This window comes from Enterococcus xiangfangensis, from assembly GCF_005405365.1.
Taxonomy (GTDB): Bacteria; Bacillota; Bacilli; order Lactobacillales; family Enterococcaceae; genus Enterococcus_A; species Enterococcus_A xiangfangensis.
In genome coordinates this window covers 1-16,753 of sequence record NZ_BJDX01000012.1, presented here as the reverse complement: position 1 = coordinate 16,753, position 16,753 = coordinate 1, and the positions used below count along the sequence as shown (strand labels likewise).

Below are 16,753 nucleotides of genomic sequence, written 5' to 3'. Positions count from 1 at the left end.
TAAGAAATTACACAAAAAAATTAAACATAAAAAAATATATTTAACTTTTCGTTGACAAAAGTCCTCTCTCGGAGTAAGCTCATACCCATAAATAAATTAAATATTTTTTTTAATATTAAACTTTTTGGAGGGGTTTTATGTCATTCTTAAAACTAAGCAACATTCATAAATCATATTTTCTAGGTAAAGAGGAATTTCCAGTCCTAAAAGGAATCGATTTAGATTTTGAATTAGGAGAATTTGTTTCCATCCTCGGTGAATCTGGTGGTGGTAAATCGACGCTAATGAACATTATCGGCGGCCTTGATCGTGAATTTGAGGGAGAAGTTCTCGTTGATGGTAAACCACTGGATCACAAAGATGAAAAATCTTTAGATGCATATCGTCGCGACACAATCGGTTATATTTATCAAGCTTATAACTTAATCAGTCACCTTAGTGTCTTAGATAATGTGTTGATTTCATTAGATATGACGACTCTAAATAAAGAAGAGAGAGAAAAAAGAGCGTTAAATTTATTGAAAAGAGTTGGATTACAAGATCAAGCAAAAAAATATCCAAATCAATTATCCGGTGGTCAGAAACAGCGTGTTGCCATTGCACGTGCTTTAGCCAGTGATCCTAAAGTAATTATTGCTGATGAACCAACTGGCGCTTTAGATTCTCAAAATACTACAGAAGTTCTTCAAATTTTAAATGAGATTGCGGCTGAAGGTCGTTTAGTGATTACGGTAACCCACTCGCAAGCAGTTGCGGATACCGGAACACGAATCGTCCACTTATCCGATGGAAAGATCGATGACAACAAACGTATTCGTGATGCTTATCAGCCACAAGCGACACCCTCACCAATCAAATCGAGGCTCTTACCAGCGTCTGTTAGTATCAAAACTGCTATTAAGCACCTTAAATTTAACTTTTGGCGAAACTCTTTAATTGTTATTGGAACGGCGATTGGCCTTTTTGCGGTCATCCTGTTCTCCGGCTTAGGAAATGGGATCAGCGGCTACATCAATCAGCAAGTAACTGATATGGCTAATCCACAAGTTATTACCGTTGCTCGCTATCAGAAAAAAACAACAGCGGCTCCTACTCCGGGTGGGGATGATAATCCAATGGCAGCGGCTTTAACAAGTTCATCAATAACTAAAAAACCAACTTTTAGTACCGATCAAATTAATCAAATTAATGAACTTAAACATGTAAACTCTGTTCAAGAAAGTTATACTGCTAGTAATGTTATGGTGAAAAATGGTGAAAAATCAGCTACGATTTCTTCCCTTTCAAACTGGACAAAAGCCTCGACTGAATCATCGATTGACGTGGGTCACAAACCTAGTAAAGGTGAAATCATCCTTGATAAAGAGGCTGTTGCTAAAAAGATTACTGATGACAATTATAAAGATTTAATCGGCAAAACCGTTGGTCTTAGCTATACAGCACTTGATGATTCAGGTAAGAAAGTAACTGTTGCTTTTTCAGCAAAAGTTGCTGGGATTGGTAGTAATAGTGCCGGTATGCAAGGAATCAACATCATTAATACGACCACACTTACTGACGCAATGTCTGCTGCAAATATCGACACAACACCAACCTCATTGGCCGTTAAAATCGATCATTTAGACAATGTTAAAGCAGTCAATAAAAAGATCAACAAAATCAAGGCTGATGATAAACGTTTGTATAGTTCTTCTTCGATCGCAAGTATGATCGACACAATCCAAACATACGTTAGTTTAGCTTCGACAGTCCTAGCTGTCATTGCTGGTATTTCATTAATTGTTTCCGCGTTAATGATTATTGTAACAATGTACATGTCCGTTAGCGCACGAACCAAAGAAATCGGTATCCTTCGTGCACTTGGTGAAAGCAAGCGTGATATTCGTAGATTATTTATCAGTGAATCTTTGGTTATCGGGATCGTAAGTGCTGTTTTAGGTACAGGCTTGGCCTTTGGGATCGGTGCAATCGCAAATGCAGTATTGCAGCCAATTGCGGCATACAGTTTCGTCCAAATTAGTTTTACTAATGTTCTTTCTACCTTCATAATCGCTTTGGTGATCTCTTTAATCGCTGCATTACTACCTTCACGACACGCCGCATCCCTTAATCCAATAGATGCGTTGAGTGCAGACTAAATCCCATAAAATCTGCAAATAGCTTACCGATTGTTTCTTGTTAGTAAGCTATTTGCTTTTAATAGATTTCTATCTGGAAATAGCAGAAAAATTATTGCGAGTACTCAAGATGACTAAATTACATACAAAAAAGTCAGCTTATCGAAGTCTGACTTTTTGCATATAATTCGATTTGTGATACTTACTTACTAACGGTTCCTCTAGTGTTATTTACAATCTATGATAAATCGGTTCCATTTTTTCAAAAGTACAAAAATGAGTGAACCCTATTTCTTTTAAAATTTTCTTTGATTCATTGATATGAAATGCCAAATGATCCGATTCATGGCTATCACTGCCAATTGTGATTATTTTTCCTCCAAGCTGATAATACAACTTCAATATTTCTACTGATGGTGTTAAACCATTAATTTCATACCGCGTAGAAGAGGTATTTACTTCGATCCCTCTTCCATTTTCTATTACAACTTTTAAGATTTTTTCTATTTTATTTTTACAATATGAAAAAGCATCTGTTTCTTTGTCTAGATAGCGTCTGATAAGATCCATATGGGCCAAAACACTATAATCATTATAAGAAGAAACTACCTCATACAGTTCATCATAATAAATATCGTAGCATTCTTCATGCGTACGCCCTTTTTGAAAATCGCCTGTCCAAAATTCTTTATCGTCGATCTGATGGATAGATAAAAGAATAAAATCAAAGTTATAAGTATCAAAGAGCTTTTGGAATTTTGAAATAGTATGCCGCTGCATGCCAAATTCCAAACCCATTTTAATTGAAATTTGAGTGGAATACTTTTTTGTCAATCGTTGGATTTCAGCAAAGTATCGCTGGTAGTGAACATTTCGAACAACTTTGTTTTCCTTAACTAGATAAGTTTCTCCTTCTTGCCAATCATTTTTTACTCCATAATCGACATGATCAGTAAAACAAATTTCATCTAATCCTTTTTCAATCGCATCTTTAATGACATCTTCCATTAAATACCAAGAATCATCACTATAATCGCTATGAACATGATAATCCGCGTACATTAGCCATGCTCCCTTCTAAAGTACTTTATTTTTAGCCTCAAAATATTTCTTTTCTTCTATACTCCATTTTTTTCTATCGAGTTCTCCCAAGGTTCTAATTATTTTAGCTGGATTCCCGCCAACGAGTGTGTCTCTTGGAACGTCTTTTGTTACTACTGAACCAGCTGCAACAATAGAATTTTCTCCTACCGTTACCCCTGGTAAAATAAGAGCGCTTCCTCCAATCCACACATTATCTTCAATTGTAATCGATAACCCAAATTCTAATTCTTTATTTCGAATTTCAGCATCAGTTGGATGTCCGGCTGTATAAAGGCATACTCGCGGTCCGAGCATGACATTGTTGCCAATGATGATTTTGTTCACATCTAGAAAAACACAATCCATATTGGCGTAAAAATTATTTCCCACCTCCGTATGGCGACCGTAATCCACATATAACGGAGGATGGACATAGACAGTTTCTCCAGTTTTTCCAAATAACTTTTTCTCTAAATCAATGATTTCATCGACTTTATCAATAGGGAGTTGGTTGATTTGTTGTACCAATTTTTTCCCTTGCATCGAACTATTTTTAGGCGAAATATCTGGTGCACAATATAATTCTCCTGCTAACATTCTTTCATAATCAAAATCTCTACTCATTTCTTCAAGTCTCCTATTAACTGTCTTTTAGTCTGTTGTAATCTCAATTAGATTTCCTTCTGGATCTTGAATGACTGCTTCATAATACCCATCTCCTGTTGTACGCGGGCCATTTAGCAAAGGATACCCAGCCGAAAGAATGGTTTTTATAAAGGTATCGACATCTGCTTTAGTTCCTACTGAAATCGCCAAATGGGTATAACCAGCGGTATCCACCGAACGATCTGATAAAAACGGCTTGCTTGTTAATTCCAAACGACTACCAGATTCAAAAATTAGAAAATAAGAACAAAATTTAGTCTTAGGATTAACATACAGCTCTGTACTTTTTACATTAAAATATTTTTCGTAAAACGTCTTCATTTTCTCGATATCTCTTGTCCAAAGTGCGATGTGTTCAATTTTCATTGTGATTTCTCCTTAATATTTTTTCTCTTAAATTAAAAATAACCGGAATAAAGTTTGTATCGTTTAATTTTTCTTTGGTGCTTTCTTTAACAAGTAGCTTAAAAAAATCACTACCCCAATAAAAAATAATGAAGCAATTATTAAACTAAAGGTAACAGATACATTGTCTTCTCTACTAAATAAGCCCGTAAAAAAATTCCAACATAGCGGGGCTAAATACATACTAAGTATCGTTGTTGAAGAGATCAGCGAGTTTACTTTGATGATTTGATCTTCTTCAGCTAGAGAATTTGCTTTCAAAATTATCGATGGTCCAGTAAACGAATATATAAAATTAAAAAGGATACTAAAAAGAGAAATAAACAGAAAATTAGCGCTTAATAAAATACCCCAAACACAGATTGCAGCTCCAATGTAGCTTATTGGTAATAAAAACCGCTTTATTCGATCAAAGAAAAAACTAAAACTTAGCCCCGCACACATTCCTGCAATATTCATTAGACTCAAAAGCATCCCTGATTTACTACTTGAAGAAATACTATTTTCAACTAAATATGCGGGAAGTTTTAATTGAACGCCCCAAATAATCAGAAAAGTGAGAAAACACAAAATTATATATAGAGTGACTGTTTTATTTAAGGGTCTTACTTTTTTACTTTCTGCTTTTTTAATTGTTACATTAGGGACTTTAGATAAGATCAGCAACGCGATTACAGCCAGCGAACTATAGACAAAAAACGTCCATCGCCAACCAAAACTCGCAAGCCAACCTGCTATGAATAATAAAATCGCATTTCCTAACGCAGAAATCCCCATTTGAATCCCTAAAAGTTTTGTTCGTTCTCTCCCACTATAAAATAAACTAATCAATGAGATAGCATGGGGTGAATATAACCCAATACCTATTCCCAAAATGATTCGCAAACAAAGAAACAGATAATAATTACTCACAAAAAATGGCAATATTCCTGAAATAGCACCAAGAAAGAGACCAGCAATTATTGTAGGCTTGATTCCAATTTTTCTAACGATAAAATTATTCAATAAAATTGTGACTAACGCACTTAAACTGGAGATCGTAACCAATGACTCAACACTTGTTAAACTTTGATTTGGATAAGCCACCGCTAAAAGAGGTATAACCGAAGCTATGATAGAAGCCGCACCCGTTACAGAAGATAACGATACTATTCCAATTTTTTTGATCATCGTGTCTTCCTTTCCCAACACTTTATTAACAAAGTTTATTAACTAGATTGATTATACCTTTATTAATTAAATTAATAAAGTGTTTTTTCTAACTGGCTTTCTGCTATTATTATACTAGGAGGAGTTAACATGAAAGCTTTTAACCAACGAGATATAAAATCACACAACCAACAACTATTGATCAATTTATTAAAAATGAATCCTCAGCCGATGACAAAAAAGGAACTTTCAGAACAGTCCGAATTAAGTGTCGTTACAATCAACAAACTGCTGCCAGAAATTGTAGCAGCAAACCAACTCATCGAATTAGATAAAACAATAGAAACGGGTGGAAGACAAGCAAGTGCCTACATCTTTAACGCAAATAGAAAATTGATTCTTATTAATCAATTTATTGAAAAAGACGATCAGATGACTATTATTTTTTATGTCAGTAATTTGCTAGGTGAGATTGTTTTTGAAAAAAGGACAGCTCTACTAACTTTAGCCGATTTTCTCGAAACGATTTCAGCCTTGAAAAAGAAATTCCCCAAAATATCATTTGCGATAACAGGAATTCCAGGAGTTGAGATCGATCAGACGTTAAAAATCATGGATATCGAGTCTTTCAAAGATATCAACTTAAATGAAAAAATCGAGGCACTCATTCAGTGTCCTTCATATGTAGAAAATGATATTAATGCTGCTACCTTTGGCTTTTGTCCAAATGATGCTGAAATCATCTGCGGGATTTATTTTCCCAATAACTTTCCACCTGGATCATCGCTAATCATTCACAATAAAATTTTTAAAGGACAAAATAACCTAAGCGGAGAAATAAAACACTTACCTCATTTACAACAAAAGCAATTTCCAGTTAGTGAAAATGAGATAAATATACTTATCCTTGAGACTGTCCAATCTGTCTTAGCCATGCACGACCCGCAAAAAGTGCTGCTATTTATGAACGATCATTGGAAAAACCAGTTTAATCAACTGGCAGTTGAGCACGAACTATCTAAAATTTTCCATTACTCAGCTCTTCCACTAATAGATAGTTCGCAAAATTTTGAGTCCAACTACCTCAAAGGATTAATAAGAATTGGAATTGAAGAGATCGATAAATCCGATTTTTCTTAATGACGACTACTTATTAGGACAAAAAAGACAAATCACAGCCAAATTTTACTGTATTTGTCTTTTGCATCCTGAATTTTTTTTCACTCAATTTTGATTTCCTCAAGTTGTTTGTTTCTTAATATTTATCTATCTATTTTTTAAAAATAGAATAGCTAGAAAATTCCCTACTGCTCTAGGGCTCATGGTATTTTTAGCTGTTAATATCCTTGCGGCGGTAATATTGCCAAGTGATGATCAACAATATTGCACAACTGATTAAAAAAAGCAGCAAGTACATGCCTTGAATTTTCCTTTCAATCACCAGATCTTTAGTATTAAAATAACTAAATGGTGTCAAAAAGCGAAAAAAGGCTAACCTTTCTTGCAAAGCCGGTACTAGACTAACAATATACATCACTAAAATACTCCCCAAAACAAGGGATAAACTCGTTTTGATCGAAGCTGTGAATCCCGAGATAAAAAAGCCGGCACAAGCAAAGAAAAGATGCAAAAGCCAAGTCCCTAACGTCAACCAAAGAAAACTGCTGATGCTAAAATCTGTGAGTTGAACAAGGCGCAGTAAAACAAAATTGCTGATAGCAAATACTCCATTAAATAGCGTGACTAAAACAATGACGCTGGCAAATTTTTCGATCAGTATATTGCTTCTACTAATTGGTTTCGCCAACAAAAACTCGCTAGTCTGATCGCTTTCTTCTTTTGTGAGCATTGCAGCTCCTAAGATGCCCGCAAAGGCACTTCCTAAAATAGCGGTCAGTAAATACGAGCGACTAGCATAAAAATGCAACACGTCTGTCATCTCAAGCACATCCAAATTCAGTGCCTGAATAAATTCTTGCGGATATTGGGCTAAAAAAGCTTCCGTTGATTGTGCCAATTCTGCCGTTGCTTGAAAGCTGGTCAATAACAATCCATTACAGGCAATCAGCACAACCAGCCAAATCAACATTGAGCGATAATTTTGCCTCAATTCTTGAACAAAAAGCGTCATTTCACTTCCCGCCCTTCATAATACTGCAGGACGACTTCTTCAAGCGACAGCTCCGTGATCTTCAAATCAAGCAGATCCGACTGATTAATTTTTGATAAAAGAAACGGCAACTCACCCTCATATAAAAAACTCGCTGCATTTTCTGTTTGTTGGAAGTCCATTTTATTCAGTGTAGAAAAATCTGGCAGCTTTCGATACTTCACGTAAATTCGTTTGAAACGACTGCTTATCAATTGCGCCGTCTTTTCGACTTTCAACAACTGTCCTTTTTGAATGATCGCCACTCGATCACAAATTCGTTCGACTTCACTCATCACATGGGAAGAAAACAGGACCGTTACGCCTTTTGCTTTTTCCTCTGCCAATAAATCAAAAAATTGATTCTGAATAAAAGGATCCAATCCACTGGTTGGCTCATCAAAAATCAAAACTTTGGGTTCATGTTGCAACGCTTGAATAATCCCAACTTTTTTCTTATTGCCACTGGACAGCGTCTTGATTTTTCTTGTAAGATCCAAGTCCAATCTCTCTGCCAACTCTGTCATTTTATTGACACAATCCTTCCGATAAAAACTCGCTGAATACCGCAACAATCCCTCTGCCGTCATCTGCTTATAGTAGTTGACCGTTGCTGGCGTGTACCCCACCAGCTGCTTGACCTCTCGACTTCTCATAAAACAATCTTTGCCGTCAATCTGCGCCGTTCCTCCCGTAGGAAAGAGCATCGCCAACAATAATCGGATTGTCGTAGATTTCCCCGCGCCATTCGGACCAATAAAACCAAAGATCTCCCCTGCTTCTATCGCTAAAGTAACATCTTGGATCCCTCGTTGTTTTCCATACATTTTTGTCAGCTGCTGCGTCTGAATCATTGCCATTCATTACACCTCGATTCCAATTTTAGAAAGCGCTACCTAATTAGAATATACGTGTCCTACAGGAATTTTGTCAAATCAGACTGATGTTTTAATTTATTTTCATCCTAATTAGACAAAAAAATATTGGCAGAAAATCGATCTTAATTTTCCACCAACACAAAATATTTTGAAATCTATTCTAAGATTCCTCTTATTTGATATAACTAATTTTAAAAAAATAGCAGTCTAATTCGGAGTATCTTTAATTGAATCTAAAATTTCCAAAAGTATTTTCGCTGCTCCACCATCAAGTTTTCACTGGCATATCACAGCTCGACTCGCGGCATATCACGAGTGTGGGTTTCTAGCACCTTTTCGGATTTCAGAAAGTGGCATAGTTAGATAGTCCCTCGCTAACTTAAATACTTGTCCCATTTTCATCCCAACAAAATAATCTGATTTGGCTTGTTGAGGTTTTTTCAAATTTAAAATAGCGCTGATATTTATCTAACTCTATTTCCGAGCGTAACGTGTGTAATCAGTAATAAGGTTTTCAGCCGTCGCTGTAACTGGCATCGGAATTGCTTCTTTTATTCTACTAATCCTTTTTATCTTTGGAATTGAAATCTATTTAATTGTGCTTAATTTCTCTTCTACTTTTTCAATTAGTTGCGGCCAACTGCTTTCCAATATAGCTTCTTCTACTACTTTAGTAATCTTCTTCCCAGCTTTAATGTTCTGCAACTGTGTTTCTAAAGCGACTTCCAAATCATGATAATATTTCGGCAGATCTTCTTCGTATGGTTCGTCTTGATTTCGCACTCGCGGCAATGGGACATAAGAGATCACGCCGCTGTCGTTTACCACCGAACCTAACTGTTCTTTTAATGCTGGAATGTCTGTTATTACTACGCGCATATCGCAAGCCAAGGCCTCGATAGCCACTAATCCCAGCCCTTCATAATAAGACGGGAGCACAAACAAATCGCCTTTGCGAAATTCATCTGCCAGTAGTTGCTGATTGGCAACATTATAAAGCATGATTTGCGGATTATCTAAATAAGGCGCTAGACGTTCTTTAGCTTCCCCCGCTGCATTCCCGATTAAATGCAACCGAACTTCCGGATGTCGTTTAGTCAGGTCAGTAAAGACTTGCGTCAATGCAAATACGCCTTTTGCTTCAGAAATTTTTCCGGCATATAGAATATCTATCCCATCCTTTTCAGCTTTTTTTGCTGGCGGATAAAAAATCTCCGGATCGAATCCTCCACCTAGAACAAAGATTTTATCCTTTGGCACTTCATACAGCTGATGGATATCGTCGATTTGTAAGTGGCTCAAAGCAAATACTTGATCCAACTTAGAAAGGTTTTGTACATATTTTTTAAACAAGTACGGATGCTGACGTGCTTGACGGATATCTGTTCCATGGCAAAATGCAAATACCGGCAATTGAGGAATTTCTTCTCGCACTAAAGCCGTCAAAAACCATAAGTGATGACAAAAAATTACTTCAGGCTGAAAATCGGTTACCGCCTGATGAATTTTTTTACGAAAAATATTCTGCCATTGCGCAATCATTTCTTCCGTCATTTCCCCATAAACAGTACTTTCATACGGCATCACATCACTCATTCCCGGCAGCGGAAAATCACATTCTTTATTAGGAAATACGACAGGATATTGATTCTCTTTTGGGATCAATTCATAACTGAATTCGCCGAACATCCCATAAATACACGCCTGCTCATGCTCTTGCAGACCTTTAATCACATTAGAAAAATACACTCCGCTGCCAGTCTTCGCTGGCAACTGTGCCTGTATATGCAAAATTTTCATTTTAATGATTCTCCTTTTTCGAAGTTAATATGTTTTGGTACAAAACTCACTGCAACTTTACTGCCTATTTCTAATGGTGCTCCTTGATTCAAGCGGGTAACTTTCAATATCTGCCCGTCAACCAATTGCACTTGATATTCATAAGTCGCACCTTGAAATAAACTATCGATTATTACACCAGAACCTGTCTCATCCGGCACAATCGTTACTTCCTCAGGTCGTACATAATTTTCCTCATCCAGTGAATTGCTTTCACCAATAAACTCTAATGGAAAAGCTCCACTCGGTGTGTTGTAGATTTCTGGTCCCGTCCCCCATTGCTGGATTACACCTTGATCCAATAATAAAATCCGTTCAGCAATGGCAAAGGCTTCTGCTTGATCATGTGTGACAAAAATCATCGTCATCTGCAATTCTTTTTGGATCCGGCGAATTTCCTTCCGCAGATCTACTCGCAGTTTCTCATCCAAATTAGACAGCGGCTCATCCAGCAACAGCAGCTTAGGTTCCACGATCAAACTTCTCCCTAATGCCACACGTTGTTGCTGACCACCGCTAAGCGATTGGATCGGTGCTTTTTCGTATCCTGTCAATCGCAATAATTTTAACATGTCTCGGCCTTTGGTTTGTTTTTCAGCTCTAGTCAATTTCTGAAACTTCAATCCATACAATAAGTTTTCCATCACATTCAGATGGGGAAACAAACTATAGGATTGAAAAACGGTAGTAATGTCTCGTTCTTCCGGCAACTGCTCAGTAATCTCTTGCTCTTCTAACACTATTCGACCGTTAGAAATTTTTTCAAAACCGTTTAAGCAACTTAAAAGAGTACTTTTGCCACAACCACTAGGGCCGAGAATGACCAGCATCTCCCCTTGAGAAACGGTAAAGGAAACTTGCTTCAGAATTTGTTTAGTACCATAGAATTTATCTAAATCGCGGACTTCAAGAAACATGAAATCGCCGCCTTTCGCTTAATTTTAATCCACCGTAGATCACTCCTGCTACTGCCAGACAGATAAAAATAATCAGCCAGGCTAGAACCGATGCAATTCCGTATTTTCCTCGCTGAACGACATCAAACATCACCAAGGTCAACATTTTTTGTCCAGGAGTTATCAAAAAAATAATCGAACCAATCGTTGTCATTGTACTAATAAAACCATTAATAAAAGTCAAAGCAAACCCTTGCTTACTCATCGGAAAAAAGACATCTTGCCACTCATTGATCGTGAAACCACCCAGATCATGAACTGTCTTATAATAGGTATCATCAATTTGACTGGAAGCAGCTCTAGCGGCTTTCGTTGCAAATGCCAACTGCTTAAAGGTAACATTTAGTACCACAATCAAAGCCGTACCTGTCATTTTTAAAGGACCACTAGAGAATGCATATAGATAACCCAATCCAAAAAAAGTTCCTGGAAGTAAATAAGGCAATGTTCCAACTAATTCCACCCATCGCATCACCTTAGAACCTTTTACCTGACTAAAATAAATAATCAGAAAGCTCAAAAGACTACCCACAAATCCGGCAATCAAAGAATAAACAATAGTTCGAAGAACAATCCCGTCGATATAATCGCGGCTCTCTAAAATCGGTCGCAGAGACAAAAATAATTTCCCGCCCCGTTTTACTGTAACAGCATTGATTGCAATCGCCATGTATTGAGCAGTCATAAAGAAGATAAACAAAATTGAAATCACACTACTGCCATAGAAACTAAAACCTTTTCGCGGCAGACTCAAATTTCCTTGTTCCAAGCCATGATTTTGTTGCGCTATCTTTTTTTCATATTTTGTATAAAAATAAAAGAAGAACAGTGCTGGGATACATAATGTTAGATTGATCAATGCTGCTTTATGGATGTCACCTTGACTGATAACCGCAAAATAACCCTCGCTAGCTAGCACTCGGTAATTTCCGCCGATGATCGTAGGCGTTTGAAAGTCTGCTAGGCTGCGGATAAAACTTATCAATGCCACCACAATCAGCCCCGGCTTCAATAAAGGTAAAAACATGTCCTTAATGATCGCATCGGGTGTAGCTCCCAATGAGCGGGCACTTTTAATAATAGTAGGATCAATATTTTTTACCATTCCCATCAACACTAAGGTATTCAGTGATGCATAACTCATGGTTTGCATCATGATGATTCCCTGTGGTCCGTAGGGATTGTAAGTCAAATGCAGTAAATCGTGAGTGATCAACCCTCGCATTCCAAACAATGTAATATACGCTAGCGCTGTCACAAAAGGTGGCGATACCATTGTAATCAGAAATACTAAACGCATTACTCGTTGCAGTTTTTTACCAAGGAAAATGAAACAAACCGTTAGGCAAATAACAAAAAATAATGAGAAAATTGTAGTCAATCCTGCAACAAACAGAGAGTTTTTCAGCAATTGCCAGTTCTCTCCCAGATAACTAATAAGGCCGCCTTCTTCGACTATCAATCCTTCGTAGAAAATTACTATGTATGGGTATAAAATAAATAACCCTACAGAACCAATCAATGCTAGGTAGACACCTTTTTCGATAATCAGACTTTGTAATTTTCGTCTACTCACGCTTTCTCCTCTTTCCAGTCTGTTCTTTCAAAGTCAGACACATCCAGTTTGATACTAATTTATGTATAGTATATAGAAAAAAGAACTAAGCTAATTGATAAATTCAGCTCAGCTCTTCTTATCGTTTTACTTGTTTCAATCAGAAAGTTTAGCGTTTACTATCTTTATTGGGCTTTATCGGCAGTCATATCTGCCCATTTATCTAAAATAGTTTGACGATCCGAGCCGAAAGTAGTCAGGTCTTCTTTGATTAAATCTTTTTTCTCTAATCCGAGATCCAAACCTTTCACGCCGTCTACAATAATTTGATTAGTATCTTTACCGTCGATTTCTGCTAATTGCTGCATATTTTCTGGTTTCAACATAAAGTCGATGAACGCTTCTGCCATTTCTTTTCCCGGAGCATCCTTAAAGACTGCCACGCCTTCTGGAACCCAAGGAATTCCGTCAGAAGGATAAACGACTGATAAATTATTTTCTTCGGCTGCGTCAAAGGTAGATTGATCGACCGGTACTAAACCGATAGCAAATTCTCCAGAAGCTGTTTTTTCCTGTGGGTCTTTTCCTCGTTTACCGTAAAATTGAATATTCTCATTCACTTTTTCCCAGTATTCCCAGCCCTTATCGGTACCATCTTTATCTAAAATACCTTTTACAATTGCATACATTGTTCCAGAAATTGCTGGATCACTCATGATTACTTCATCTTTGTATTTTGAATCTGCTAAGTCAGCCCAAGTTTCAGGTGCTTCAATGTCTTTTTCTTTGAGAATTTCATCGTTGACCAATAAACCGCCCACCGTTAAGCCTTTTGATAACCAGTAGCCATCGGGATCACGATAGTCTTCATCGATAGTTTTAACTACATCCGATTGATATTGTTCCAACAAACCATCCGTTTTAGCTTGCATAAAAGCATCTAAACCGCCGCCAAACCATAAATCAGCCATTGGCTCACTTTTATCCGCCTTCATCCGCGACAAAACTTCTCCACTAGACATAGATAGAAACTCTACCTTTGCACCAGTTTCTTCACTGAATTTGTCAAACAAGGCTTTATAAGCGTCCGAAGTCGTTACCACATTTAAAGTTTTACCGCTAAAATCAGTCGTTTCAACTGTCTCACTACTAGCTGTTTCCTCCACTTTACTTTCAGAATTTGATGCACTGGATTCATCAGTACTACTGCCGCAGCCGGCAAACAACAGGACACCACATACCAACGTTGCTAAAATACCTAGTTTCTTCGATTTTTTCATTTTTCCGCCCCTTTGATCAGTTTTTAACAAATATAATTTATACTATTATCTTAATAACAAGCAAAGCAAAACCAAGAAAAGATTTTCGTGCCACGTTTGCTTAATTAAGATTAACGGTCTTCCTTAATACTATTTCATCTATCATATAGAAAAGAAAAAAGCCTCCGAAAATCTGGACAGCCTCAATTAAAATGGATTTTTATAAAAATATTTCTTCCATTAGTAATAACTATACCCTTCGTAGGCAAAGTTTGCAACCGCTTAAATAATATTCATTTCTTATTACTACAACAAATAAAGAGCATAATCGTAATTATGCTCTTACTATACTACGTTATTCAGGTCTACTCAGCAGACAATGCAGCCATTGTAATGTAGTTATATGGTTGGTTGAAATGTGGTAAGAAGAAAATATCCAATAGTTTTAATTCATCGATTGTTACATGTTTTGCGATTGCTAATGAGAACATATGGATTCCCATTGAAATATCTTCTCTTGAAGAAAGTTGTGCTCCTACGATTCGGCGACTGCTTGCTTCATAGACGATCCGAATCTTGACTGTATCGTTTTCTCCTTTGATGAAACCTGGTTTTTGCAAGTCTTCAAAGTCTGTATATTTCACATCTACCCCATTTTTCTCAGCGGCTGTTACAGATAGACCGGTTGAAACTAAGTTTAATCCCCAGATTGAGATCCCGTTTGATCCTTGGACCCCCGCTGCTTCTAATGGTGTGCCGCCAACATTATGACCAGCTACGATTCCAGAACGTACTGCGTTAGAAGCAAGTGCGATATAAGTCATTTTTTCTAATGCATTGGAATAGATCGTCGCACAATCTCCTACTGCGTAAACATCTGGATCACTTGTTTGTTGATGACGGTCAACTAAGTAAGCACCGTTTTGGAACAGTTCTAAATGATCTTTGGCCAGTTCAGCATTCGGACCAAATCCAATGGCATTGATGACCATATCTACTTGATATTCACCGGAATCAGCAACGATAGCATTGACACGATCGCTTCCTTTATATTCTTTCACCAAATCACCAAAATGAGTTTCAATTCCGTGGTCTGCTAAATTTTTATCCATTTCATCAGTAAACCATTTATCATAATAACTTGGCAATGAACGGTCTGCTGCGTCAAATAGCAAGACCTCTTTTCCGCGGCGTTTAGCGGCTTCTGCAATTTCAACACCGATATAACCGGCACCGATGACTGCTACTTTTTTTACACTATCTTTTGAAATTTCTGCATCAACTGCTTGCCCTTCTTGGAATAATTTCAAGAAATGGATGCCGTCCAAATCATGTCCCGGAACTTTTGGAGCAATTGGCCGCGAACCAGTTGCCAAAATCAATTTATCATAAGATTCAATGAACGCTTTGCCGTCCTTTTGAACACAATGAACTTTTTTTTCTGAAAAGTCGATCCGATCAACCGATGTTTCCATATAGATTTTAGCGCCTTTAGCTTCAAAATCTGCTTTATTTGTATAAAATAATCCTTGGTAGTCATCGATTTGGCGGCCGACCCATAAAGCTGTTCCGCAGCCTAGATAACTTAGATTAGAGTTACGGTCAATCATTACAACCTCTTGATCCGGATAATTATCCAGCAATGTATTTGCTGCTGCAATCCCCGCATGATTTGTTCCAATAATAACTGTCTTTGTCATAATTTTTCCTCCTGCTCCTCTAAAACCCTTTTCAATTATTCTTTATATAAAAGCACATATGCTTAATGGATATTTATTGGTAAAATAAACTTTTCAAAATCGTAAATAGATCAATCCCACTAACTTTGATTGTTTTTTCACAAGTCGCTATAGACTTAAACTCACTCCGTCAGGCTATCCTAGTAACGCAATAAAATAATTTTTTTATCATTGCATTGATCTGCTTGCTAATTACTTTCAGTTAGCTGAATGAGAGCTAAACGTATGAAATTTTCTAATCACCATTTAGATAGAAAAGTTATTAAAATCCCCCGTATGCATATTAAGCGCTTTCTTAAAGTGAATAATACTCTTGATTATAACGATTGTAAAGTAGTTTAGCTCAGGTTATTAAAATTGGTGAATCAATTAAATTTTTTTCTTTATTTTGCTGTAAATACAGGATTCTTTCGGGCAGCGGCTTATTTTCTTTTTATACAAATAAAGAGGAAACGGTTCTGATCCGTCTCCTCAAAATTTATTGCTCTCTTTTATCTAGTCGCGCCTGCAAGACTTTTAGTTCACGAAGCTCGACTGTATTTTGATTGATTTTAGCAAATGCCTGCGCATCGGCAACATATTCTCGGATCACTTCGAGCGCTTTATTTTGGACCAAGGCATTTTTAGTTAATTGAAACATCAATCTAGCAAGATAATACGTTACATGATTGTCAGAGCAGATCATTACACCCTGTTCTAGCGATGCATCGCTAACATTATAACCTTTGATACTCACATAAAAAGTTCCGCAGTAAAATAAAACATTCGACACTCGCCAAATATCTACAGAAGTCTCGATGAGGTAATGACAAACATCACTGACTGCTTTATCAAGGAAATACTCTGCCTTTTTTCGGCTGATAGCGCTTAACATATTGTAAAAAAAGAGGCCGTGACATAAGTCATAGTCCTTCATAGGAAAAAATTGGCTTCCATAAATCATTTAGTGATTTATGGA

14 protein-coding genes are annotated in these 16,753 nt (G+C 37.0%); 2 read left to right on the top strand and 12 right to left on the bottom strand.

What is annotated here, in order from left to right:
- Nucleotides 1–137 precede the first annotated feature (137 nt).
- Nucleotides 138–2,138: an ABC transporter ATP-binding protein/permease gene (locus FFM68_RS11945; RefSeq protein ID WP_137619537.1), complete on the top strand. Its 2,001-nt coding sequence runs from the start codon at nucleotides 138–140 to the stop codon at nucleotides 2,136–2,138.
- A 210-nt stretch (nucleotides 2,139–2,348) separates the two neighbouring features.
- On the opposite strand, the gene FFM68_RS11940 is transcribed toward FFM68_RS11945, so the two are convergent.
- The 4 genes from FFM68_RS11940 to FFM68_RS11925 all read right to left on the bottom strand — a co-directional run bounded on the left by FFM68_RS11940 (nucleotide 2,349) and on the right by FFM68_RS11925 (nucleotide 5,441).
- The gene (locus FFM68_RS11940) at nucleotides 2,349–3,179 is read right to left on the bottom strand and encodes a histidinol-phosphatase HisJ family protein (RefSeq protein WP_137619536.1); all 831 of its coding nucleotides are present in this window, start codon (nucleotides 3,177–3,179) and stop codon (nucleotides 2,349–2,351) included.
- A 15-nt stretch (nucleotides 3,180–3,194) separates the two neighbouring features.
- A complete protein-coding gene (locus FFM68_RS11935) occupies nucleotides 3,195–3,824 on the bottom strand; it encodes a sugar O-acetyltransferase (RefSeq protein WP_137619535.1) in 630 nt (209 codons plus the stop codon).
- 27 nt (nucleotides 3,825–3,851) lie between these two features.
- A complete protein-coding gene (locus FFM68_RS11930; protein ID WP_137619534.1) occupies nucleotides 3,852–4,232 on the bottom strand; it encodes a VOC family protein in 381 nt (126 codons plus the stop codon).
- A 63-nt stretch (nucleotides 4,233–4,295) separates the two neighbouring features.
- Nucleotides 4,296–5,441, bottom strand: a complete 1,146-nt coding sequence (locus tag FFM68_RS11925) for an MFS transporter (protein ID WP_137619533.1) — start codon at nucleotides 5,439–5,441, stop codon at nucleotides 4,296–4,298.
- 129 nt (nucleotides 5,442–5,570) lie between these two features.
- Between FFM68_RS11925 and FFM68_RS11920 the strand changes: the two genes are divergently transcribed.
- The gene (locus FFM68_RS11920; protein WP_137619532.1) at nucleotides 5,571–6,560 is read left to right on the top strand and encodes an ROK family protein; all 990 of its coding nucleotides are present in this window, start codon (nucleotides 5,571–5,573) and stop codon (nucleotides 6,558–6,560) included.
- 190 nt (nucleotides 6,561–6,750) lie between these two features.
- On the opposite strand, the gene FFM68_RS11915 is transcribed toward FFM68_RS11920, so the two are convergent.
- From FFM68_RS11915 to FFM68_RS11880, 8 genes are all read right to left on the bottom strand, one after another.
- Nucleotides 6,751–7,551: an ABC transporter permease subunit gene (locus FFM68_RS11915; protein WP_137619531.1), complete on the bottom strand. Its 801-nt coding sequence runs from the start codon at nucleotides 7,549–7,551 to the stop codon at nucleotides 6,751–6,753.
- Nucleotides 7,548–8,429 (bottom strand): ABC transporter ATP-binding protein, encoded by an 882-nt coding sequence (locus FFM68_RS11910; protein ID WP_137619530.1) that lies wholly within the window; start codon nucleotides 8,427–8,429, stop codon nucleotides 7,548–7,550. The genes FFM68_RS11915 and FFM68_RS11910 overlap by 4 nt, the downstream gene beginning before the upstream one ends.
- A 606-nt stretch (nucleotides 8,430–9,035) precedes the next feature.
- Entirely contained in the window at nucleotides 9,036–10,247 is a 1,212-nt protein-coding gene (locus FFM68_RS11905) for a glycosyltransferase family 4 protein (RefSeq protein WP_137619529.1), read from the bottom strand.
- The gene (locus FFM68_RS11900; protein ID WP_137619528.1) at nucleotides 10,244–11,203 is read right to left on the bottom strand and encodes an ABC transporter ATP-binding protein; all 960 of its coding nucleotides are present in this window, start codon (nucleotides 11,201–11,203) and stop codon (nucleotides 10,244–10,246) included. Before FFM68_RS11900 ends, FFM68_RS11905 begins: the two co-directional genes overlap by 4 nt.
- Nucleotides 11,193–12,818, bottom strand: coding sequence for an ABC transporter permease (locus FFM68_RS11895; protein WP_137619527.1), 1,626 nt, complete (start codon nucleotides 12,816–12,818; stop codon nucleotides 11,193–11,195). The genes FFM68_RS11900 and FFM68_RS11895 overlap by 11 nt, the downstream gene beginning before the upstream one ends.
- A gap of 164 nt (nucleotides 12,819–12,982) precedes the next feature.
- A complete protein-coding gene (locus FFM68_RS11890; protein WP_137619526.1) occupies nucleotides 12,983–14,077 on the bottom strand; it encodes an ABC transporter substrate-binding protein in 1,095 nt (364 codons plus the stop codon).
- A 344-nt stretch (nucleotides 14,078–14,421) separates the two neighbouring features.
- Complete coding sequence (gene nox, locus FFM68_RS11885; RefSeq protein ID WP_137619525.1) at nucleotides 14,422–15,756, bottom strand: H2O-forming NADH oxidase; 1,335 nt, start codon at nucleotides 15,754–15,756, stop codon at nucleotides 14,422–14,424.
- 517 nt (nucleotides 15,757–16,273) lie between these two features.
- Nucleotides 16,274–16,711, bottom strand: a complete 438-nt coding sequence (locus FFM68_RS11880; protein ID WP_167483492.1) for a hypothetical protein — start codon at nucleotides 16,709–16,711, stop codon at nucleotides 16,274–16,276.
- Nucleotides 16,712–16,753: the final 42 nt, after the last annotated feature.

Excerpts from the sequence above, each read along its gene's own strand:
- FFM68_RS11945 (WP_137619537.1), top strand. The coding sequence starts at position 138 with ATGTCATTCTTAAAACTAAGCAACATTCATAAATCATATTTTCTAGGT.
- FFM68_RS11940 (WP_137619536.1), bottom strand. The coding sequence starts at position 3,179 with ATGTACGCGGATTATCATGTTCATAGCGATTATAGTGATGATTCTTGG.
- FFM68_RS11935 (WP_137619535.1), bottom strand. The coding sequence starts at position 3,824 with ATGAGTAGAGATTTTGATTATGAAAGAATGTTAGCAGGAGAATTATAT.
- FFM68_RS11930 (WP_137619534.1), bottom strand. The coding sequence starts at position 4,232 with ATGAAAATTGAACACATCGCACTTTGGACAAGAGATATCGAGAAAATG.
- FFM68_RS11925 (WP_137619533.1), bottom strand. The coding sequence starts at position 5,441 with ATGATCAAAAAAATTGGAATAGTATCGTTATCTTCTGTAACGGGTGCG.
- FFM68_RS11920 (WP_137619532.1), top strand. The coding sequence starts at position 5,571 with ATGAAAGCTTTTAACCAACGAGATATAAAATCACACAACCAACAACTA.
- FFM68_RS11915 (WP_137619531.1), bottom strand. The coding sequence starts at position 7,551 with ATGACGCTTTTTGTTCAAGAATTGAGGCAAAATTATCGCTCAATGTTG.
- FFM68_RS11910 (WP_137619530.1), bottom strand. The coding sequence starts at position 8,429 with ATGGCAATGATTCAGACGCAGCAGCTGACAAAAATGTATGGAAAACAA.
- FFM68_RS11905 (WP_137619529.1), bottom strand. The coding sequence starts at position 10,247 with ATGAAAATTTTGCATATACAGGCACAGTTGCCAGCGAAGACTGGCAGC.
- FFM68_RS11900 (WP_137619528.1), bottom strand. The coding sequence starts at position 11,203 with ATGTTTCTTGAAGTCCGCGATTTAGATAAATTCTATGGTACTAAACAA.
- FFM68_RS11890 (WP_137619526.1), bottom strand. The coding sequence starts at position 14,077 with ATGAAAAAATCGAAGAAACTAGGTATTTTAGCAACGTTGGTATGTGGT.
- nox (WP_137619525.1), bottom strand. The coding sequence starts at position 15,756 with ATGACAAAGACAGTTATTATTGGAACAAATCATGCGGGGATTGCAGCA.
- FFM68_RS11880 (WP_167483492.1), bottom strand. The coding sequence starts at position 16,711 with ATGAAGGACTATGACTTATGTCACGGCCTCTTTTTTTACAATATGTTA.